Here is a 19,664-nt window from a genome sequence, read left to right on the forward strand (position 1 = left end):
AGGACATGCAGGACACATCGAGCTTTAGGCCGCACGGGCGGCACCTGATCGCCGGCGAGTGGGTCGACGGCGAAACCCGCTTTGCCTCGGAACCGGCGCATGGCCCGGCGCATGACTTCAGCGTGGGCACGCCCGCGCTGGTAGATCGGGCCTGTGCCGCCGCCGAAGAGGCGTTTTGGTCCTATGGCTATTCCTCCCGCGAAACCCGCGCGGCCTTTCTGAACGCCATCGCGGATGAAATCGAGGCGCGGGCCGAGGCCATCACCGAGATCGGCACGCAGGAGACCGGCCTGCCCGAGGCGCGGTTGCAGGGAGAACGCGGACGCACCACCGGCCAATTGCGCCTGTTCGCCAGCCATATTCTTGACGGTGCCTACCTTGATCGCCGCCATGACGCGGCCTTGCCCGATCGCCAACCGCTGCCGCGCCCGGACCTCAAGATGGTGCAACGCCCCATTGGCCCCGTTGCGGTTTTTGGCGCGTCGAACTTTCCCTTGGCCTTTTCCACCGCGGGCGGTGACACGGCCAGCGCGCTGGCGGCAGGCTGCCCCGTTGTGGTCAAGGGCCATTCGGCCCACCCCGGCACCGGCGAGATCGTGGCCGAGGCCATTCATGCGGCGATCCAGAAAACCGGCGTGCACCCCGGCACCTTCAGCCTGATCCAGGGCGGCAAGCGGGACGTGGGCACGGCGCTGGTGCAGCACCCGCTGATCCGCGCGGTCGGGTTTACCGGCTCGCTGGGGGGCGGTCGCGCGCTCTTCGATCTTTGCGCTGCACGGCCCGAGCCGATCCCCTTTTTCGGCGAACTTGGCAGCGTGAATCCGATGTTCCTGTTGCCGCAAGCAACCGAGGCGCGCGGTGCCGAGATCGGGGCTGGCTGGGCGGCCTCGCTGACCATGGGCGCGGGACAGTTCTGTACCAACCCCGGCATTGCCGTGGTCGAGATGGGAGAGGCGGGCGATGCTTTTGTCAGCGCCGCAGCCGAGGCGCTGAAAGGCGTGACGACGCAATGCATGCTGACCGACGGGATCGCCGAGGCCTACAAGAGCGGCAAACAGCGCTTTGACACGCGCAACCCGGTGCGGCCCGTTCTGACCACCGACAGCGAGGGCCGCAATGCCTCGCCCAATCTGTATGAAACCGATGCCGAGCACTATCTTCAGGATCACGCGCTGGGCGAAGAGGTCTTTGGTCCGCTGGGTCTGGTAGTGCGGGTTTCCGGCGCCGACGAGATGGAAACACTGGCGCGTGGCTTCGAAGGACAACTGACCTGCACGCTGCACATGGACGCGGGCGACACCGATCTGGCGCAGCGTCTGATGCCGGTGCTGGAACGCAAAGCCGGCCGCATCCTTGTCAACGGGTTCCCGACCGGGGTCGAAGTGGCGGATTCCATGGTTCATGGCGGGCCTTACCCCGCCTCGACGAACTTTGGCGCGACTTCGGTGGGCACTCTGGCGATCCGGCGTTTCCTGCGGCCGGTCTGTTATCAGAACCTGCCTGACGCCCTGCTGCCCGAAGACCTGCGCTAACCGGGGGCACGGATTGAAAGGCGGGTCGCCGTCAGGCGGCCCGTTTTCCGTTGAAGGACGCGGGTGCGGGCGCATAGGCTTTGATCATGACCCAGAAGCACATCGTCTATCACATCCCCGTCTGCCCGTTTTCACAGCGGTTGGAAATCCTGCTGGCCCTGCGCGGCCTGACCGACGCGGTGGAGTTCCGCGTCGTCGACATTACCAAGCCCCGCGACCCGGAATTGCTGGCCAAGACACGCGGCACCACGGCGCTGCCGGTTCTGGAAACCGCAGAGGGGCGCATCCTCAAGGAAAGCCTTGTCATTCTGCGCTACCTCGACGAGGTCCTGCCCGGCGGACCGTTGCGGCGCAGCGATCCCTTTGAACATGCGGTGGAGTCCATGCTGGTGGCGCGTGAGGGGGCCTTTACCATGGCGGGCTATCTCTACGTGATGAATCAGGACCCGCAAAAACGCGATCAGCACCGCGACAAGATGTTGGGCCTGTATCGCGACATCGACGGTTTCCTGATGGAACATGCGCCCGAGAGGACCTTTCTTTTCGAGGACTTCGGACTGGCCGAGGCGGTGTTCACGCCGATGTTCAAACGGTTCTGGTTCCTTGATTACTACGAGGAGTTCGACCTGCCCGAGGGGCCGGACTATGACCGCGTGCGCAAGTGGCGCGCGGCCTGCATGGACCACCCGGCCACCACGCAGGTCAGCGAGGAAGAGATCGTCAAGCTGTACTACGATTACGCGCTGGGGGCGGGGAACGGCGCGCTGGTCGCGGGGCGGACGCGGTCCAGTTTTGTCTTTGAACCGCATTGGCGAGACAGGCCGATGCCGCCGCGCGACAAATATGCCGGAACGGCCACCGACGCTGAACTGGGGTTGGTCTGAGCCGGCTCAGGCCGGTTTCACGGCAATTGCGCTGGCAAAGAGAATGGCACCGTAAAAAGAGCCATCCGCCACGCGGCGGGCGGCTTCGGCCTCGAATGCGGTGGAAAGTTCCACGCCACATTCCCCGGCCTTGGTGGCGGCGGTCACACCGCGCGCCATGAGCGAAAGGATGTAATCGGGCTGCTGTGTCTGGACAAAGCCATGGGCGGCGGTGCGCGGGGCGTCAAACCCTGCCTCGACCATCATCCGGGGCAACTTGCGCATGATATAGGGATCGTGGATGAGGTTGCGCAGGGTGGCGGTCATGGCGGCCTGCAAAGGATCGCCCTCGAAAAGAGCCACGGTATTGGTGGCATAGTCGCCGTCGAATACCGCCAGCGTGCCGCCGGGTTTCAGCACGCGAAAGGACTCTGCCAGCGCGGCGCGGGGATCGGACAGATGCGAATAGACCGTATGGGCCACCACCACGTCGAAGGCACTGTCGGGCTGGCCGGTGTTGACCGCATCGCCGGGCGCAAAACGGATGCTGTCCTGACCGGCAAAGCGGCGGCGCGCGCGGTCAAGCAGACCTTCGGCCGGATCGACACAGGTCAGTTGCCCGGGCGAGGCGGCATCGACCAGCATGGCGGTGCTGGCACCATTTCCGCAGCCGATTTCAAGGATCGTGGCGCCGGGACCGGGCAGGCGGCCCATGTAACTGGCGCAGATCTCCTGCATTTCCGGGTCGCGCGCCCGGTCGTCCATGGAGTTTGCGATGGCTTCGAGCACCGCGTCGGGTTGGTCGGATATGCTGAGATACAGATCGGGCATCAGGGTCCTCCGAGGGGGAAGGATAACCTGACTCTGGCATTCAGCATAGTTTGACGGCGGATCGGCCTCAGGCGGGGACGGTATTGTCCTCCAGCAGGCAGGCCACTTGACGTCCCCTGCGGTGGATCAGCTCGGGCCGCTGTCGGGCGCAGGCGTCGATCCGTTTCGGGCAGCGGGTCTGGAACAGGCAGCCCTGTGGCAGGTTCAGCGGGCTGGGCAGATCGCCGGTCAGGATCTGCGGTTCCGGTTTGACACGCGGGTCCGGCACCGGCACCGCCGACAAGAGCGCTTGCGTGTAAGGGTGGCGCGGATTGGCCACCAGATCGCGCGAGGGCGCCATTTCCATCATGCCGCCCATATACATCACAAGGATGTCGTCCGAGATGTGCCGCACCACGCCAAGGTCATGCGCGACAAAGATCAGTGTCAGCCCCATGTCCGCCTGCAAATCCTTGAGCAGGTTGATGACCTGCGCCTGAATCGAGACGTCCAGCGCCGAGACGGGTTCATCGCAGAGCAGGATCTGCGGGCGCGCGATCAGCGCGCGGGCAATGCCGATCCGCTGACATTGGCCACCGGAAAATTCGTGCGGAAAGCGGTTCATGTTGCGCTGTGCGATGCCGACCCGGTCCAGCATCTCGATCACCGATGTGCGGCGCTGGTCGGCGGATTGGTCGGGCTGGAAATAGCGCAGCGGTTCGGCCACGATCTCGCGCACGGTCATGCGCGGGTTGAGCGAGGCCATCGGATCCTGAAAGATCATCTGGACACGACGGCGCAGGCGGTTCAGGTCGGCGCGCCGGGCATAGTCGACGGTCTTGCCTTCCAGCGTGACGGTGCCGCTTTCGCGCGGGCCAAGCCCGGCGATGGCGCGGATCAGGGTGGACTTGCCGCAGCCGGATTCGCCCACGACGCCAAGGACGCGCCCCGGCTGGATGTCAAAGCTGACACCGTTGACCGCGTGCAGGTGGCGCGGCGGTGACCAGGGAAAGCGCTTGCCCTGATGCGAGGCAAAGGAAACGTGCAGGTCGCGGACGGACAGGATCGGATCGGTCATGTGAGGTCTTCCACGGGGCGGATGCAGGCGCGCCCGTTTTCGAAGGCGGGCAGGGTCTGATGACAGGCCGCGATGGCATCGGCACAACGCGGCGCAAAGGGGCAGGCGGTGGGCGCCGCCGTCTGGTTTGGCGGGCTGCCGGGAATGGCAGACAGCGGTTCATCGCCTTCGGTGATACGCGGCACCGCGCGCAACAGGCCCCGGGTGTAGGGATGGCCGGGGGCGTCAAAGATCGCCGGCGTCGGCGCAGCCTCCATCACGCGGCCGCCGTAAAGGACCATGGTTTCGTCGCAGAACCCCGCCACCACGCCAAGATCATGGGTGATCAGCAAGACGGCGGTGCCCATGTCGCGCTGGATTTCATCCAGCAGGGCCATGATCTGCGCCTGCACGGTTACGTCCAGCGCGGTTGTGGGTTCATCGGCAAGGATCAGGCGCGGCTTGCAGATCAGCGCCATGGCGATGACGATCCGCTGCCGCATCCCGCCAGAAAATTCATGCGGGTAGGCGCGCAAGCGGTTCTTGGCGTCGGGGATGCGCACGGCATCCATGACTTCCAGCGCACGTTTGCGGGCCTCGGCGCGGCTGGCGCCCTCGTGCAGTTCGACGATCTCGCCCAGCTGACGTTCGATGGTCATGTAGGGGTTGAGCGAGCTCATCGGGTCCTGAAAGATCAGCGCGATCTCGGCGGCACGGATGCGGTTCAGTTCCGATACCGGCAGTCCGATCAGGTTGCGCCCGCCGTATTGGATCTGGCCCTCGGTCATGGCGTTCTTGGCCAGCAGCCCCATGATCGCCAGCGCGATCTGGCTTTTGCCCGAGCCGCTTTCCCCGACGAGGGCCAGTTTCTGCCCCTCGGCCATGTCAAAGCAGACATCGTTGACCGCGTGGACCAGACCGTCGCCGGTACGAAAGCGGATTTTCAGGTTCTGAACGGACAGCAGGCTCATCGGCGATCCTTGGGGTCGAGGGCGTCGCGCAGACCGTCGCCGATGTAGTAAAGCGAGACCTGCGCAATGACGAAGAAGGCGGCCGGAAAGGCCAGTTGCCAGAGCGTGCCGAATGTCATGGTGCGGGCGCCTTCGGAAATCAGGGCGCCCCAGCTGGTGTTCGGTTCCTGAATGCCGACGCCAAGGAAGGAGACAAGGCTTTCGGCCATGATGACCTCGGGGATGACGATCGAGGTATAGATCACGATCACCCAGAGGATGTTCGGCGCCAGGTGTTTGAAGATGATGGCGATGTCGGACATGCCCAGCATCCGCGCGGCGTCGACGAATTCGCGGTGTTTCAGCATCATGACCTGCCCGCGCACGATCAACAGACCGGCGGTCCAGTTCACGATGATGATGACGATGATCATCTGCGTCAGCGAACGGCCAAAGAAGGCCTGCCAGACCACAAAGAAGATGATGTAGGGGATCGAGATCCAGATGGTGTAAAGCCCGGTGATGATCTGGTCGACCCGGCCGCCGAAGTAACCTGCCAGCGCGCCCAGAGTGGCCCCCAGCAGAACCGCAAGCGGCCCGGCGACAAAGCCCACCATCAGCGAGGTACGCGAGCCCTGCACGACGCGCGCATAGAGGTCACGGCCCAGTTCATCGACCCCGAACCAATGGCCGTTCTCCAGACTTGGCGCGCCTTCGGTCTTGATCTGGCCCAGCACGTTCCAGTCGATTTCTTCAAAGCTCCAGCGCGCGATATGGTGGCCGAAGAGGGCAAACAGCACCAGCGCCAGCAGCATGAAGACAGAGAAAACCGCCAGACGGTGGCCCAGAAAGCGCCGTCTTGCATCGGCCCAGAAGGACCGTGAGACCACCATTTCCTCGGCGACGGTGTCGGCGAACTCACGCGAGTTCAATCGTTTCTTGGCGTCGGTCACAGGCTGCTCCGCACCTTGGGGTCGATCCAGGCATACAGCAGGTCGAGCATGAGATTCAGGGTGAAGGTCAGAAGGCTGTATAGGATGGCAAGACCCAGAAGCATGGCGTAATCGCGGCTATAGGCACCGTCGATGAAATCCTGCCCGATCCCCCCGGTGGAAAAGAACACGTCGATAAAGACCGATCCGGTGATCATGTAGACAAAGACCGGTCCCATATAGGTCAGCGTCGGCAAAAGGGCCGGTTTCAGCGCGTGACGCCAGATGATCGTGCGTTCCGGCAGACCCTTGGCACGGGCGGTCTGGATGAAGGGCGCATTCAGCACTTCAAGCATGGATCCGCGTGTCAGGCGGGCCACCCCGGCCATGTAGGAGGTTCCCAGCGCAATGGCGGGCATAACGATGTATTGCCACTGGCCGCCGTTCCAGCCACCGCCGGGCAAAAGGCCCCAGGACAGGGTGAACAGCAGCACCAGGATCGGCGCGAGCACGAAATTCGGAAAGATCTGGGAAAAGATGGCGAGACCCGTCATCGTGTAATCCCAGATGCTGTTGTGGCGCAGCGCCGCCACGATGCCCAGCGGGATCCCCAGCACCAGCACAAAGACCGCCGACCAGAATCCATAGGTCAGCGTGACAGGGAAACCCTGCGCGATCACATCGTTTACCGTGCGGTCCTTCTGGGCGAAGCTGGGGCCGAAATCGAAGTGAAAGACGATGTTCTTGATGTAGGTCCAGAGCTGCACATACAGCGGCTGATCCATACCGTAGCGTTCAAGAACGTTCTGCATGACGGCGGGGGGCAACGGCTTTTCCGAGGTGAAAGGCCCGCCCGGGGCCAGCCGCATCAGGTAGAAGGAAAAGACGATCAGCACCAGCAACGTCGGAACGATCGTCAGCAGGCGGCGCAGGGTATAGTTGAACATGATGGAACGGTTTCGTGCCTGAATGATCGGGGGGCACGGCGGTGGCCCCGTCCCGGGCCTGACCCGGGACCTCGCGCCGGGGGGACCGGGCGGAGGCCCCGGATCAAGTCCGGGGCGGGGGCGCCAGATGCGCGGTTGAGCTTACTCGGCGACCTTGTAGAGGTCTTTCGAATACCAGGTCTGCTCGACGTTGTTGACCGGCCAGCCCTTGATAGACCCGTCCAGCATCATGTTGGTCGAGTAGTGGTAGATCGGGATCACCGGCATTTCTTCGGCAAGGATGGCCTCGACCTCGAAATACAGCGGGTTGGTATCCTGCGACGACTTCGCCTGCGCCATCAGTTCGTCGACGCGCGCGTTCGAGAACTTGCCGTCGTTATAGCCCGACTGCGATGTCAGCAGGTCGAGGAAGGTGGAGGCTTCGTTGTAGTCGCCGCACCATGCGCCGCGCGCCAGTTCAAAGTTCTGGTTGCCGCGCGTTTCGAGGAAGACCTTCCATTCCTGATTTTCCAGCGTCACCTCGACACCCAGCTTTTGCTTCCACATCTGGCTGGCGATGATGGCGATCTGCTGATGGCTTTCCGACGTATTGTAGAGATAGGTGAAAGACAGCTTGTCGCCATCCGGACCATAGCCTGCCTCGGCCAGCAGTTCGCGGGCTTTCTCGTCCCGCTCGGCCTGGGTCATGTTGGCGTAGTCCACCTCGGGGATCTCGAAACCGTCGGTCGCGCCGGGTGTGAAGGTATAGGCCGGGAACTGGCCCCCTTGCAGCACGCGTTCGACGATCAGGCTTCGATCCAGCGCGTAAGACAGCGCCTGACGCACACGCACGTCCTGGAAGGCGTCGGGGCCGTCCTTGAGATTGAAGGTCATGTAATAATTGCACAGGCGCGGCAGGGCATAGGCCTCTTCCGGGAACTCGTCCTTCAGCGCCGGGTACTGGCCCGAGGGGATGTCGGTCTTGTCGACTTCGCCAGCGCGCCAGCGGGTCAGGCCCTGCGCCTCGTCGCCGATGACAAGGGTGACGACCTTGTCCAGCACGGTCTTGTCATTGTCCCAGTACATTTCGTTGCGTTCACGCACCGAACGTTCCTTGGACACATGTTCGGTCAGGACATAGGCGCCGTTCGACACGAGGTTCCCCGGGCGGGTCCATTCCTTGCCGTGTTCCTCGATCGCCCATTTCGGTGCCGGGAAGGTGGTGGCGTGGCTGACCATCTTGGCGAAATAGGGCAGCGGCTGCGACAGTTGCACCACCAGCGTGTGATCGTCGGGGGCGGAAACGCCCAGATCGGTGATCGGCTTTTCACCCGCGATGATGGCGGCGCCGTTCTGGATCGACATCAGTTCCATGTACCACGCATAGGGCGAGGCGGTGGCCGGATCGACCGCACGCTGCCATGCATAGACGAAATCGCCCGCGGTCACGGGCTTGCCGTCCGACCACTTGGCGTCCTGCCGCAGCGTGAAGGTATAGGTCATGTTGTCTTCGCTGACCGTGTGGCTCAGCGCGACGCCGGGAACGATCTCGCCATCGGCGTTCTGGTTGTACAGCCCTTCGAACAGGTCGCGCACGACCTCGGAGCCGTTCACATCCTCGACAATCTGCGGGTCGAAGGAGGAGAATTCGTCAAGCACCCGGTAGGTGAAGGTCTGTTCAGGTGCAAGCGTGGTGCCTTCGGGCACATCCGCGGCAAAAGCCGCCGTCATCAACGTGGTCGACAACAGGATTGGAACAATCGTGGACCGATATTTCATGGTTCTCCCCTTGGTTGGATGCTTTTGACGCGGAGCGTGCCCGAGTTGTCGAGCCCTTGCAAAGGCTTTTCTCGGCGGGCGCAAGGCCGCCGTAGGGTCAACTTGGGGTCGCAGAGCAGAGAGATCGAGTGCCTTGCGCCGAGGTCTTGTCCGGGGGCGCGGTGCCGTCCGCTGTTCAGGGTCCGGAGGCGATCGGGACATGCGGCAGGCTGGCCCAGAAAGCGGCGACCTCTGCCATGGCTTCGGACTCGATCACCAGCGCGGCGGGGCCTTTGTCGGTTCGGGTCAAACCGATGGACAGCGTCTGATCGCCAGCCATGCGAAAGAAAAGGAAATCGTTTTTTGTCAGCGTGTTGTGGAGATATTTGGATGCGGTCAACATCGCCTCGACCCGCGTCGCCATTGCCTGAGACAAAGGGGTATCCGGGCGCATAGTCAAGATCCGCGGGCCGGGACGAATGACCGCCAATAGCACGTCCTGCGCGGCGTCGATCAGGTAGGACAGCGGGTCTGAAATCACCGCGTGAGGCAGGGCAAGACCCATTTGACGGCGCAGGGCGTCGGCGCTCAGGACGCCCTGCGCGGGGTCCGGTGCAACGGGTGGCAGGGCGGTTTCCACGGTCAGGTTCTGGTCGCCCGGAAAGGCGGCCAGCAGGGCTTTTGCGACGGGTTCAAGGTCATCGGCGTGCAACGCGCGACTCGTTGATCCGACAACCTCCGGCTGTGCAAAGGCGGGGCATTCCAGCAGCTGTGACAGGCCGCCGGAGTGCGCTTCGGCACGCAAAATCGGGCCGTCGGGACCGATGATTGTCAGCAACCGGGGTGCCACGCAGGCGGCGATGGCGTCGAGGAGAATGCCAAGCGCCTCTTCCCCGGTTTCGGCCCGCAGATGGCGCGGACCGGCGCCGAAGGCAGCGGCCCGAGCGAGGATGGCGGTCAGCGCGGGATCACCGGTCATGGCGTCCCCCGGGTCAGCAGTTCCTGCGCCGCGTCGAGAAGGCCGGGCAGATCGGCCCGAGGCCCGGCCACGAGGCAGATCACCTCTGCCGGGTCGGCGGAGGATTGCAGGAACAGGCGACTGCCCAGCGGACCGCTTTGAATAGCGCATCCTTCGACGGGCAGGTCGCCGCGGAACAGGGCAATGGCCATGTCGCAGAGGGTATCCAGCCGTTCCTGCCCTTGCGGTATCGCCGCATCCGATGCCAGAACCGTGCGCGCCGAAGTATCGGCGAGCATGACCAGTTCGCATTCGGCGAAACCGGCACGGAACCTTGCAAGATCATCACGGGTCATCGGGCAGCCTTTGCTGTCCTGTCATGCCCTGTGAGCAGTTAATTCCGCCTTACTTTCGATCGCCGGGGCCTGTGAATGGCAAGACCTCAGGCCGGGCGGTGTTCAGGCCGCGCACGTGGGGATTTGCTGCGGGTGATGCGGCGCGGCACGATCCGGTTTGCCCTTGCGGGCTGGCTTTCAGAAATGGGCTGCGGGGCGGCAACCTGCGGGCCGGGCTTTGCGGGGGGCGGGCAGGCCTGTTCCAACCCTTCCAGCGCATTGCACAGGAACCGGACGAGGGCCGCCGCGCCCGTTGCCTCCAGCACATCCTCGTTGTCACGACCGGCCAGTGCCTGCGTCAGCGAAATCGGCAGCACCTCGCGGAACAGCCCGCCAGCCTCGGCCCGGACGCGCGCCAGAACGCGGGCACGGTCTCTTTCGGTCTGCATCTTGTCCATTCGGGTGATGAGAAGCAGGCTTTTGGTCCAAAGCACCGGTGGCACCTGTTCCCAAAGCGCGGCCTCGGATTGTCGCCAAGCCTGGTTCGCCGGGGTACACCAGATCGCAAGGTCCACCTTGGGCAGAAACGCCTGCCAGAAATCCGGTGCCATGTTGGGGTCAGAAGTGCCGGGCAGGTCGATCAGGTCGCAGGCATGCAGCACATCCGCCTCGCGCCAGGCCGAAATCATGCTTGTGTCCTCCGGGGTGACTCCCGACCAATCGTCCGAAGGCAGCGGGGTGGCCTGATCGTCGGTGCCAATCCGTTCAGCGCGGGGCGCGCCCAGCTGATACCAGACGGGGGGCAGTTGCGTGGCCGTCACCTGCACCGGGGAACTGTCCAAGCCCAGCAACAGGTTGGCAAGCGTGCTTTTGCCTGCGCTGAACTCTCCCATCAAGGCGACACGGGGCTTTTGCGGGTCAGCGGCGGTTCGGGGGTCGGTCATGAGGCGGGCCTTTGCAGTCGGGTCATCGAAAGGGGGGCATCCGGTCGGGGCGAGGCGGCGGCGGCTGGTTCACTGGCGGCAAGTCCGGACAGGATTGCGCGCTGGTCCTCGATGAACCGGGCCAAACTGTCGCGCACGGCCTGCGCATAGGGCGCGGCGCATTGCTGTTGCAGGGTGTCCACCACAGGGCGTGTTTCTTCATGGATCAATCGGGCGAAATCCTCGGAAAAGGCCTCATAGCCGCGATGACGACGCCAGAACCGGGCCCACCAACTGCCGCGCAGGTCCAGCGCGATGGTCTGGCCAAGTCCGACGGGGGCCGGGGCTTCGGGCAGGGGGGGCGGTTGAATGCGCGGGCCGTCGCCCTCGGCGGCAAAGGCGGTCTGGTACAGCGCGCTGATGTCCTGTGCGGCGCCGGTCAGAACCTCGTTGCCCGCCTTTGCCGTGCCCTGGGCAAATACCTTGTAGGCGCTGCGCAACAGCATCCGCAGGCCGGACGGATCGTAGGTCCAGACTTCGCCTTCGCCAAACTGTTCGAGATGGCGGACAAGCGACCCGGTCGCGCGCCCCAGAAAAGCGCGCCGCGCATTGTCGGCGCGACCGGCAAAGCCTTCGGACAGCTTGTTCAGGCGCGCCTCCAGCGCGGCGCAGGCGCGGTCCTCGATCTGTTCCATCCGCTGCGCGATCTCTTGCGGCGACATCTCAAGGCGGCGCGGCTGGAAACCACTGTCCTCGCCCTGTGGCGCGGCAGCGGTCAACCCGGTCTGCAAATTGGCCAGCGCCACTTCCAGCGCCTGTTCCAACCGCTGACCGGCGCCATCTTCGATGCGTTCGGCAATTGCCGCCCCAAGCGCGGGAAGCCCGGAAAGATGCCAGATGATCTCTTGTGGCGGCAAGTGCGCCAATGTCCCGTCCACATGGGCCTCGGCCCAAGAGACAAGCGCCTGCGCGCTGTCCTCGCCCAGATCGTCAAGGCTGTGGGCCACGGCGTGATGCCCCCAATAGCCGGACCCGAAAAGGATCCGTGCCTCTTGCGGGCCGTCGAATTTCTTGAGCGTGGCAAGGATACTGGCGTGGATTTCCGGCACCTCGTCCACCGGGTTTGCCAGTTCGTCGATGCGGTTCACGAAGATGATGACATCGCGCGCCTTGACGTTGGAAATCAGCCGGATCAGCCCAAGATCGACCGAGGACAGGGCCTGTTGCGCCGACAGGACCATGACGCAAAGCCGGCTGCCGCGCAGCGCGTTGATGGTGATCTGTTCGCGGATCATGAAGGTGTCGTTCACGCCCGGCGTGTCGCGGATGCACAGGCCCAAGGGCAGGTCCGGCCCTTTGAACCACAGGTCGGCGGATTTGGTGATATCAGCAAAACGGCCCTGATCCGGGCTGCCGTCAGCCTCTTCCCAGAAATCGTCGCCCAGACAGACATAGCGTTGGATCAGCGTCTCGTCGAAGGTTTCGTAATCATGGGTTTGCCCCAGCAACATCTGGAACTTGCGCCCCAGCCGCGCCTTGGATTTCTCGCGCATCGTGTCCAGCTGCGCGCGAACCTTCTCCAATTCATCCTCGGCGCCGGCGCGCGCGGCGATCTCTCCGACGCGGCCGCCCTGACGGATCAGGTGGTCCCATTCCTCGTTGGTGAAAAATCGAAAGGCCGCGCGGCGGTCACCCGGTTTCATCTGCGGCTGCATGTGCAGAGAGGTCACGACCGAGGTCCACGGGTTCACATCGGCGGGCAGCAGATCTGGCCATCCGGTCAGAGCATTGACCAGCGTGGTCTTGCCCGCCTTGACCTGTCCGATAAAGGTCACCGAAGGGTCAAAGCCGCGGATCTGGCGGCGGTATTCCCGGGCCTGATGCGCGATGGAGCTTTGCTGGACTTGACCGAGATCGGCGAAGGCCTTGTCCAGCTTGGACAACCGCCGCGCCAGCCCGCTCAGCCCGTCAAAGGCGCAGAGCGCCGGTGCGCCGGACGGCTCCGCCTGTTGTCTCTCTGCTGTCATCTGCCTTGCCTCACGTGGTTGGTCTCGCCTCTGTCAGGCGGCGAGTTCCTGTTGAATGTCGTTGCGGACCTGCACCAACAGATGCGCGGCATCCGCAACCTGCTCTGGTCCGCCTTCGATCCGCAGGAGGAGGGCCAGATCATGCGCTTCGGTGATCTGGGTGGTCAGGTCGGGACAGCTGTCGTTCAGGTCGTCATTGTCGCTGACCCGCTCGGCGAGGGTGGCAAAAAGCTCTTCGAACTCGGCAAGCAGGTCTTCGGGCGCGGTTGCGCCGCGTTCCATCAGGCCCGAGGCTGAATCGCGGACCGTCTGGAACAGGCGGGTCAGGTCGCCTCGGACGGCATCGGGCAGGCGCGCGGGCGAAGGTTGCGCCGTCGGTTGTGCCGCGGGCGCGATGGGCTGTGCCGCGGGCGGGGTGCTGCGCGGGCGCGGAGCATGGCCATAGCGGCGCAGGAACAGTTGCGCGGCATGGATATCCTCCAGCCGGGCGTCCTCGATCACGCGGTCGATATGGCGCGTCAGCGCCGGCATGGGGTCTTGCTCCCCGGTTGTACGCGACAGATCGAACACCCGGTCGAACCCCTCGGCCGGGGCTGCGCGGGTATCGCCGGTCAGGATCAGAAAGGCATGATTGCGCAGGCTGTCCGGCGCGGCCTGCCAGATGCGGTGCTCGTCATCGGACCAACTGCGGCTGCACCACAGCGCAAGGTCGATCCGGGTAGCTGCCCATGCCAAGCCAGCCAGCATATCGCGGGCGCTGGGGTCCGAAGCGACCAGCAGCAGGCGACGACCGGTCAGCCGCTGGGCCGGAGAGGTCACTTGCAGGAAAACGGGCTGTTGCCGCAAGATGGCATGGTCCGGATAGCCGGGGGCCTCAAGCCGGCTGCCATCGGACAGCACCGCACGGGTCAAAGGATTGTTCCCGCCTGCCAGTTCCAGCGTCGGCAGATCCTGCGCCGCAAGCGGCGCCGGCACATCCCCAAGGGCCGAAAAAAGATCCCGTTTGCCGCTGCCGGGCAGGCCCAGCAGGCCAATGCGTACGGGGGCTTGCAGCTTGAGGATCAGCGCGCCGCAACCGGCAACCGCCTTGGCCGAAAGCCCGCCGGCCTGTTGCAGGTCTTCCAGCGCGGCCAACGTATCCACCTGCGCCTCTGTGCGCGCGATCATGGGCCCGCTCTCCGGTTGGCGGTGCGCAGACCGGGCAGGGGAAAGCTGCGCAACCGGTGCCGCAATGCGGCGATCACGGGCTGCACGGCGGGCAGGGCGCGGGCCTGCACCCTGCAGCGGGCCGGTGTCAGGCGGATCACCACCAGCGAGGTGTTGTCCTGTCGCGGGGCTTGCTTGTCCCGCACGGCAGCCAGCAACGCCCGCGTGACAGCGGTGCTGCCCTCGGGGGCGTGCCGGGCCAAAAGATCCGCGATCCGTTCATCAGGCAGGACATTCAGACCGTCACTTGCCAAAATCAACAAATCGTCCGGTTGCAATGGCAGCGCGGCGTCGGGACAGTCGATCCGGGGCACCGCCTGTCCTGTGACCGCCGAGGTCAGGCAATGGCGGTGGGGGTGGTCGCGCGCGGCCTCCAGTTCCATCGCGCCTTGGCTGACCAGCAGGTCAAGCTGTGCGGCCATGGAATGCAGGTCGTTCAAACGCTGCAAGATGCCGTCGCGGAAGAGGTACAGCGGGCTGTCCCCGACCGACAGCCAGCGTAGGCCGTCCTTTGCGATGCGCACCGCCAACAATGTGCCGCCGGTGTCACCGCTGATGCAACCGGCCTTGATATGCTGGTTCAGCCGCGCATTGGCGCTGTCGAGTGCGGCGCGAAACCCGGTGGAGGTGTCCTTGCCCTGCGGACGGGCGGCCGCGAGATAGAGTTCGGCGAACATCTCGCTTACGAGGATGCGGCTGGCCAGATCGCCGTCGTCATGCCCGCCCATGCCGTCAGACAGGATCGCCAGACCGAGTTGATCGCCTTCGGGGAATTGCGTGACCAGCGCGTCCTCTTGCCGCTTGCGGTCTCCGATCAACTGGCCCGAGGCGACATCGCTGAGCAGGTCAGACATGGTCCGGGTCCGGCGCATCCGCATCGGCCCAGGAAAAGCCGTCATCGCAGAAACCGACAAAGCGCAGCACCGTCTTGCCGATGCGAATGCTGTCACCGTGTTGCAGTTCTTCGGTGCTGAGCAGGGGCTTGTCGTTCAGGCGCACGATGTTCGCCTTGCCGCCGTGCCCGACATAGGTGCGGTTGTCTTCCTCGTCATAGGCGATGGCTACATGTCGTTCGCGGGAAATGGCGGTATCGCCGAAATCTAGCGTAACCGTCTGATCCGCATCACGCCCGATGGTAGAAAGTCCCGCCGTGAGCGTGAAACAGGCACCACGCCCGGGGCCATCGATGACAACGATCCAGCCGATGGGAAAGCGCGGTGCGTCTTGCGTAGGTTGCGCCGCCGGAGCGGCCAGCGGGTCCTGGCCCGTGGGGTCCGAATTGAACCCCAACAACCGCGTCTTGACCCGTTCCGAGGCCGGGCGCGCCGGTTTTGTTGTGTTAGGCACCAGTTGCGCGGCGCTGAGTGCAAGGGCGCTGTCCGATGCGGCGGATGCCTTCATGGCGGGCGGCGCGTCGGTATCCTCGGGCGGCAGGTCCCAGATCTTGGGTTTGCTGGCGGGCGGCGTGGTCAATGCCTCCTGTACCGCGGTGAGGTCGGGCGCATCGGTCGGACCCACGGGACGCGACATCCACTCACGCCGGGGCGAAGGCTGTGGGCGTTCGGGCCGGGGCACGTGGTTGCGGGCCGCGCGGGCACTGTCGATGTCGCAGCTGCGGGGGTCGTCGGCGGCCACCTGTTCTTGCAGGCTGTCCCACGGATCGCGCTGCGGTTCCGGTTCGGCGGGGGCGGCGCTTGTGGCATCGGACACCGGGCGGCGCCGCGCAATAAGGTTCTTGATGCCTTGCATGGTCCTTTCCCCTTTCGTCATGCGTTTGTTTCAATGCCAGCGCGCTGGGCGCGACCGCCCCATGGCAAAAGCGCCGACAGGGAAAACCGCTTGCGGCGCCGGGCTGGCGGTTGCGGCGTCGGTTCCTGCAAGGTGTCCTCGGCGCTTTCCACGACGGTTTCCCGGACCCAGTCGGCCGGGTCCTCGTTCAGAATGGCCCAGTATTCGCGTTCCGCCGCGCGCTTGGCCTCTTCCGGATCGGGGGCTTGCGTTTGCTTGGGAGTGTCCTGTTGCCGCGCGCTGTCCCGGGCAATGACAGCGTGGTTCTGTGCCACCATTTCGGCGATGGCGCTTTCGGTTTCATGATCGACCGGGGCAGCGGGCAGCACCGCGACCTCCGGTTCGGCCAGCGCAGCGATCAGTGTCGGGCGGCGACCGGACAGCGCATCCAGCCAGTCGTCCGCGCTTTGGATGCGATCCTTGGCAAAGAGGTGCAGGCTGCGGTCTATGGTGGCCAACAGCCGCGCGTCATGTGTCGGAAAGCGGCCCGACAGCGGCTGGAAGGGATCGGGTTTCTGTTCGGCCACCGCAGCAAGGCGCAGGCTGCTGTTCGGGGGCGGTGCGCCGGTGATCAGGTGCACGAAGGTGGCCGCGAGGGCATAAAGATCGCTGGACCGCGATTGCGGGCTGCCGGCGATATAGAATTCCTGCGGCGAATACCCGTCCTTGACCGTATGAACCCGCGACAGGATGCGGCTGGCCTGTGTCGCGCTTTGCCGGGCGGCGCCGAAATCAATCAGGACGGGTGTGCCCATCGTGTCCAGCAGGATGTTGTCTGGTGAAATGTCGCGGTGCAGGATGCCGTTGCGATGCACGTAGGACAGGGCCTGCAACAGGATCACCGCCAGTTCATGCACCGCCTCGGGCGTCAGGGCATCGGGGTGCTGGTCCAGCAGGTCGAACAGATCGGTGCCTTCGACGAAATCCAGCGCCATGTAGGCTGTGCCATTGGCCTGAAAGATCTGGTGCACACCGACGATATTGGGGTGCTGCAACTGGGCCAGCGCGCGGGCTTCTTTCTGAAAGAGTTCGACCGCGCGGGTAAAATCCATGTCGAAATTCTGCGAGCGCAGACGGACGGTTTCGCCGTTGCGGCAGCAGATCGCATTGGGGAAACATTCCTTGATCACCACCCGGCGACCAAGGCTGTCACGGGCCAGGTAAGTGATGCCGAACCCGCCGGAATTGAGGTATTTGTCGACCGTGTACTGCCCGTTGCACAGCGTGGTTCCGGGCGGAAGCCCGTCACCAAGCGGCTCTGCCGGGTCTGCTACCGGGATCTGCGACTGATAGGTCATACCTCGATACTCCTGTTCGAACCGGACAGGCTGCGGGCGGGGATGCAGTTGTGCCTTTGGGTCGTCAATGGGATCGAAATCACCAGCCAATGCAGGCCGACCGGTGTTTGAATTGGGGCGAAAACGCGCCGCTTGGATCGAAGAAAGTTTAATATTTACAGGTATTTGATTGGGTGAAATTCGACTAAATTTCGCACCCCTGCCGATCTGCTTGCCAAGACGGTGTTTTCTGGCAAAGACTGGCGCCGAAATGAGCACACCCACCGATCAAGATCCCGCCGCCCCCTTCGACCCGTCCAAGGACGGGGCCAAGATGGGCTTTGCCGATGCCATGTCCTATGGCGACTACCTGCGTATCGAGACCCTGCTGGCACAGCAGCATTGTCAAAGCGATGCGCATGACGAGTTGCTGTTCATCATCCAGCACCAGACCTCGGAGCTGTGGATGAAACTGGCCATTCACGAACTGGGTGCTGCGCGCGATGCACTGTTGTCGGGGGACACGGCGACCATGTTCAAGATGCTGGCCCGGGTCAGCCGGATCTTTGAACAGTTGAACAACCAGTGGGACGTGCTGCGCACGATGACGCCCGCCGATTACACGCGGTTCCGCGAGGCGCTGGGCCCGTCGTCGGGGTTCCAGTCGCATCAATACCGGATGATCGAATACATCCTCGGCAACCGGAACACCCACATGATGAAGCCGCATGAGCATCTGCCAGAACTGCGCGGCGCGCTGGAGGCGGAACTGGCCCGGCCCAGTTTCTACGACGAGGTCGTGGCGCTGCTGTTTCGTAAGGTCGACGGGTCGACCGATGCGATGCCCGCGCCGCAACTGGACAGCCCCCATGCCGCGCAGGCCGAGATTCAGGCGCGCTGGAAGGTGGTGTACGAGGATATCGACCGGTACTGGACGCTGTATGAACTGGGCGAAAAGCTGGTCGATCTGGAAGATTACTTTCGCCGTTGGCGGTTCAACCATGTCACCACGGTGGAACGGGTCATCGGCTTCAAACGCGGGACGGGGGGCACCTCTGGCGTGGCCTATCTGCGGCGGATGCTGAGCGTCGAGCTGTTCCCGGAACTTTGGCACCTGAGGGGAGACCTATGACCGATCTGCCGCGCAAGCACCTGTTCGACCTGCCGGAAGGCGTGATCTATCTGGATGGCAACTCGCTGGGGCCGCTGCCCCGGGGGGCGGCGGAACGGGTGCAACAGGTCATGACCCTCGAATGGGGGCAGGATCTGATCCGAGCGTGGAACACCGCCGAATGGATGGCGCTGCCCGCCAAAGTGGGCGACCGGATTGCCGGGCTGATCGGTGCGCCGGCGGGATCGGTGGCCACGGGCGATACCCTGTCGATCAAGGTGTACCAGGCCTTGGCGGCGGCGCTGAAGATGAACCCGGACCGGCGCGTGATCCTGTCGGACGCGGGCAATTTCCCCAGCGATCTGTACATGGCGCAGGGGCTGATCGGGACCATCGACAAAGGGTACGAGCTGCGCACCCCCGCGCCCGAGGACGTGGCCGGGGCGATCACCGATGAGGTCGCCGTGGTCATGCTGACACAGGTGGATTACCGCTCGGGGCGGATGCACGACATGAAGGCGATCACCGAAAAGGCCCATGCGGCAGGGGCGGTGATGATCTGGGATCTGGCCCACAGCGCTGGGGCGGTGCCCGTCGACATGGCAGGCTGCAACGCGGAATTCGCGGTCGGGTGCAGCTATAAATACCTTAATGGCGGACCGGGCGCGCCAGCCTTTATCTATGCACGGCCCGATCTGGTCGGACAGATCCAGCCTGCGCTGGCCGGCTGGCTGGGCCATGCCGCACCTTTCGCGATGGAGCCGGATTATCGCCCGGCCATGTCCACCGAACGGCTGCGCGTGGGCACCCCGCCGATCCTGCAACTGGCGGCGTTGGACGCGGCGCTGGATGCTTGGGAAGGCGTCGACATGGCGGCCCTGCGCACGGCCTCGGTTGCCCTGTGCGAAAAGTTCATCACCGAGGTCGAGGCGCGGTGCCCGATGCTGACGCTTGCCTCTCCGCGCGATGGGGCGGGGCGTGGATCGCAGGTGTCCTTTGCGTTCGAGCATGGCTATGCGGCGATGCAGGCGTTGATCGACCGGGGCGTGATCGGCGATTTCCGCGCGCCCGACATCATGCGTTTCGGCTTTACCCCGCTGTACATCGACGAAGCGGATGTGGTCGCCGCCGTGGACGTGATGGAAGAGGTCCTGCGGGATGAGATCTGGCGCGACGCCAAATACCAGGTGAAATCGCGCGTGACCTGAGCC

The 19,664-nt window shown here is 64.3% G+C and carries 18 protein-coding genes; 4 read left to right on the forward strand and 14 right to left on the reverse strand.

What is annotated here, in order from left to right; translation table 11 throughout:
* Positions 1–5 precede the first annotated feature (5 nt).
* Complete coding sequence (locus KJP30_RS22145; protein WP_218451560.1) at positions 6–1,532, forward strand: aldehyde dehydrogenase (NADP(+)); 1,527 nt, start codon at positions 6–8, stop codon at positions 1,530–1,532.
* 86 nt (positions 1,533–1,618) lie between these two features.
* The gene (locus KJP30_RS22150) at positions 1,619–2,416 is read left to right on the forward strand and encodes a glutathione S-transferase family protein (RefSeq protein WP_218451561.1); all 798 of its coding nucleotides are present in this window, start codon (positions 1,619–1,621) and stop codon (positions 2,414–2,416) included.
* Positions 2,417–2,422: 6 nt separating this feature from the next.
* Here KJP30_RS22150 and KJP30_RS22155 read toward each other — a convergent pair whose 3' ends face one another.
* From KJP30_RS22155 to KJP30_RS22220, 14 genes are all read right to left on the reverse strand, one after another.
* Positions 2,423–3,226: a methyltransferase domain-containing protein gene (locus tag KJP30_RS22155; RefSeq protein WP_218451562.1), complete on the reverse strand. Its 804-nt coding sequence runs from the start codon at positions 3,224–3,226 to the stop codon at positions 2,423–2,425.
* A gap of 67 nt (positions 3,227–3,293) precedes the next feature.
* The gene (locus tag KJP30_RS22160) at positions 3,294–4,283 is read right to left on the reverse strand and encodes an ABC transporter ATP-binding protein (protein ID WP_218451563.1); all 990 of its coding nucleotides are present in this window, start codon (positions 4,281–4,283) and stop codon (positions 3,294–3,296) included.
* On the reverse strand, positions 4,280–5,233 hold the full coding sequence (locus KJP30_RS22165) for an ABC transporter ATP-binding protein (protein WP_218451564.1): 954 nt from the start codon (positions 5,231–5,233) through the stop codon (positions 4,280–4,282). The genes KJP30_RS22160 and KJP30_RS22165 overlap by 4 nt, the downstream gene beginning before the upstream one ends.
* On the reverse strand, positions 5,230–6,165 hold the full coding sequence (locus KJP30_RS22170) for an ABC transporter permease (RefSeq protein WP_224874458.1): 936 nt from the start codon (positions 6,163–6,165) through the stop codon (positions 5,230–5,232). The genes KJP30_RS22165 and KJP30_RS22170 overlap by 4 nt, the downstream gene beginning before the upstream one ends.
* A complete protein-coding gene (locus KJP30_RS22175; protein WP_218451565.1) occupies positions 6,162–7,091 on the reverse strand; it encodes an ABC transporter permease subunit in 930 nt (309 codons plus the stop codon). The genes KJP30_RS22170 and KJP30_RS22175 overlap by 4 nt, the downstream gene beginning before the upstream one ends.
* A 141-nt stretch (positions 7,092–7,232) precedes the next feature.
* The gene (locus tag KJP30_RS22180) at positions 7,233–8,849 is read right to left on the reverse strand and encodes a peptide ABC transporter substrate-binding protein (RefSeq protein ID WP_218451566.1); all 1,617 of its coding nucleotides are present in this window, start codon (positions 8,847–8,849) and stop codon (positions 7,233–7,235) included.
* A gap of 175 nt (positions 8,850–9,024) precedes the next feature.
* A complete protein-coding gene (locus KJP30_RS22185; RefSeq protein ID WP_218451567.1) occupies positions 9,025–9,807 on the reverse strand; it encodes a hypothetical protein in 783 nt (260 codons plus the stop codon).
* Positions 9,804–10,142, reverse strand: coding sequence for a hypothetical protein (locus tag KJP30_RS22190; protein ID WP_218451569.1), 339 nt, complete (start codon positions 10,140–10,142; stop codon positions 9,804–9,806). Before KJP30_RS22190 ends, KJP30_RS22185 begins: the two co-directional genes overlap by 4 nt.
* A gap of 86 nt (positions 10,143–10,228) precedes the next feature.
* Entirely contained in the window at positions 10,229–11,065 is an 837-nt protein-coding gene (locus KJP30_RS22195; RefSeq protein WP_218451570.1) for a P-loop NTPase family protein, read from the reverse strand.
* Entirely contained in the window at positions 11,062–13,071 is a 2,010-nt protein-coding gene (locus KJP30_RS22200) for a dynamin family protein (protein ID WP_218451578.1), read from the reverse strand. Before KJP30_RS22200 ends, KJP30_RS22195 begins: the two co-directional genes overlap by 4 nt.
* 33 nt (positions 13,072–13,104) lie before the next feature.
* Complete coding sequence (locus KJP30_RS22205) at positions 13,105–14,238, reverse strand: hypothetical protein (RefSeq protein ID WP_218451579.1); 1,134 nt, start codon at positions 14,236–14,238, stop codon at positions 13,105–13,107.
* The gene (locus tag KJP30_RS22210; RefSeq protein WP_218451580.1) at positions 14,235–15,131 is read right to left on the reverse strand and encodes a PP2C family protein-serine/threonine phosphatase; all 897 of its coding nucleotides are present in this window, start codon (positions 15,129–15,131) and stop codon (positions 14,235–14,237) included. Before KJP30_RS22210 ends, KJP30_RS22205 begins: the two co-directional genes overlap by 4 nt.
* Positions 15,124–16,026: an FHA domain-containing protein gene (locus KJP30_RS22215; RefSeq protein WP_246594699.1), complete on the reverse strand. Its 903-nt coding sequence runs from the start codon at positions 16,024–16,026 to the stop codon at positions 15,124–15,126. Before KJP30_RS22215 ends, KJP30_RS22210 begins: the two co-directional genes overlap by 8 nt.
* 17 nt (positions 16,027–16,043) lie before the next feature.
* Positions 16,044–17,363 carry a serine/threonine-protein kinase gene (locus KJP30_RS22220; protein ID WP_218451591.1) on the reverse strand — a complete coding sequence of 440 codons (1,320 nt, stop codon included), beginning with the start codon at positions 17,361–17,363 and terminating at the stop codon, positions 16,044–16,046.
* Between the two features lie 250 nt (positions 17,364–17,613).
* Here KJP30_RS22220 and KJP30_RS22225 point away from each other — a divergent pair, with 250 nt between their 5' ends.
* Complete coding sequence (locus tag KJP30_RS22225; RefSeq protein ID WP_218451592.1) at positions 17,614–18,474, forward strand: tryptophan 2,3-dioxygenase; 861 nt, start codon at positions 17,614–17,616, stop codon at positions 18,472–18,474.
* Entirely contained in the window at positions 18,471–19,661 is a 1,191-nt protein-coding gene (gene kynU / locus KJP30_RS22230; protein ID WP_218451593.1) for a kynureninase, read from the forward strand. The genes KJP30_RS22225 and kynU overlap by 4 nt, the downstream gene beginning before the upstream one ends.
* The last annotated feature ends 3 nt before the right edge of the window (positions 19,662–19,664 follow it).

This window comes from Antarctobacter sediminis (assembly GCF_019218285.1).
Lineage (GTDB): Bacteria > Pseudomonadota > Alphaproteobacteria > Rhodobacterales > Rhodobacteraceae > Antarctobacter > Antarctobacter sediminis.

What these genes read in the sequence shown, in the direction of transcription:
- KJP30_RS22145 (WP_218451560.1), top strand. Translation starts at nt 6, where the DNA reads ATGCAGGACACATCGAGCTTTAGGCCGCACGGGCGGCACCTGATCGCC.
- KJP30_RS22150 (WP_218451561.1), top strand. Translation starts at nt 1,619, where the DNA reads ATGACCCAGAAGCACATCGTCTATCACATCCCCGTCTGCCCGTTTTCA.
- KJP30_RS22155 (WP_218451562.1), bottom strand. Translation starts at nt 3,226, where the DNA reads ATGCCCGATCTGTATCTCAGCATATCCGACCAACCCGACGCGGTGCTC.
- KJP30_RS22160 (WP_218451563.1), bottom strand. Translation starts at nt 4,283, where the DNA reads ATGACCGATCCGATCCTGTCCGTCCGCGACCTGCACGTTTCCTTTGCC.
- KJP30_RS22165 (WP_218451564.1), bottom strand. Translation starts at nt 5,233, where the DNA reads ATGAGCCTGCTGTCCGTTCAGAACCTGAAAATCCGCTTTCGTACCGGC.
- KJP30_RS22175 (WP_218451565.1), bottom strand. Translation starts at nt 7,091, where the DNA reads ATGTTCAACTATACCCTGCGCCGCCTGCTGACGATCGTTCCGACGTTG.
- KJP30_RS22180 (WP_218451566.1), bottom strand. Translation starts at nt 8,849, where the DNA reads ATGAAATATCGGTCCACGATTGTTCCAATCCTGTTGTCGACCACGTTG.
- KJP30_RS22185 (WP_218451567.1), bottom strand. Translation starts at nt 9,807, where the DNA reads ATGACCGGTGATCCCGCGCTGACCGCCATCCTCGCTCGGGCCGCTGCC.
- KJP30_RS22190 (WP_218451569.1), bottom strand. Translation starts at nt 10,142, where the DNA reads ATGACCCGTGATGATCTTGCAAGGTTCCGTGCCGGTTTCGCCGAATGC.
- KJP30_RS22195 (WP_218451570.1), bottom strand. Translation starts at nt 11,065, where the DNA reads ATGACCGACCCCCGAACCGCCGCTGACCCGCAAAAGCCCCGTGTCGCC.
- KJP30_RS22200 (WP_218451578.1), bottom strand. Translation starts at nt 13,071, where the DNA reads ATGACAGCAGAGAGACAACAGGCGGAGCCGTCCGGCGCACCGGCGCTC.
- KJP30_RS22205 (WP_218451579.1), bottom strand. Translation starts at nt 14,238, where the DNA reads ATGATCGCGCGCACAGAGGCGCAGGTGGATACGTTGGCCGCGCTGGAA.
- KJP30_RS22210 (WP_218451580.1), bottom strand. Translation starts at nt 15,131, where the DNA reads ATGTCTGACCTGCTCAGCGATGTCGCCTCGGGCCAGTTGATCGGAGAC.
- KJP30_RS22215 (WP_246594699.1), bottom strand. Translation starts at nt 16,026, where the DNA reads ATGCAAGGCATCAAGAACCTTATTGCGCGGCGCCGCCCGGTGTCCGAT.
- KJP30_RS22220 (WP_218451591.1), bottom strand. Translation starts at nt 17,363, where the DNA reads ATGACCTATCAGTCGCAGATCCCGGTAGCAGACCCGGCAGAGCCGCTT.
- KJP30_RS22225 (WP_218451592.1), top strand. Translation starts at nt 17,614, where the DNA reads ATGAGCACACCCACCGATCAAGATCCCGCCGCCCCCTTCGACCCGTCC.
- kynU (WP_218451593.1), top strand. Translation starts at nt 18,471, where the DNA reads ATGACCGATCTGCCGCGCAAGCACCTGTTCGACCTGCCGGAAGGCGTG.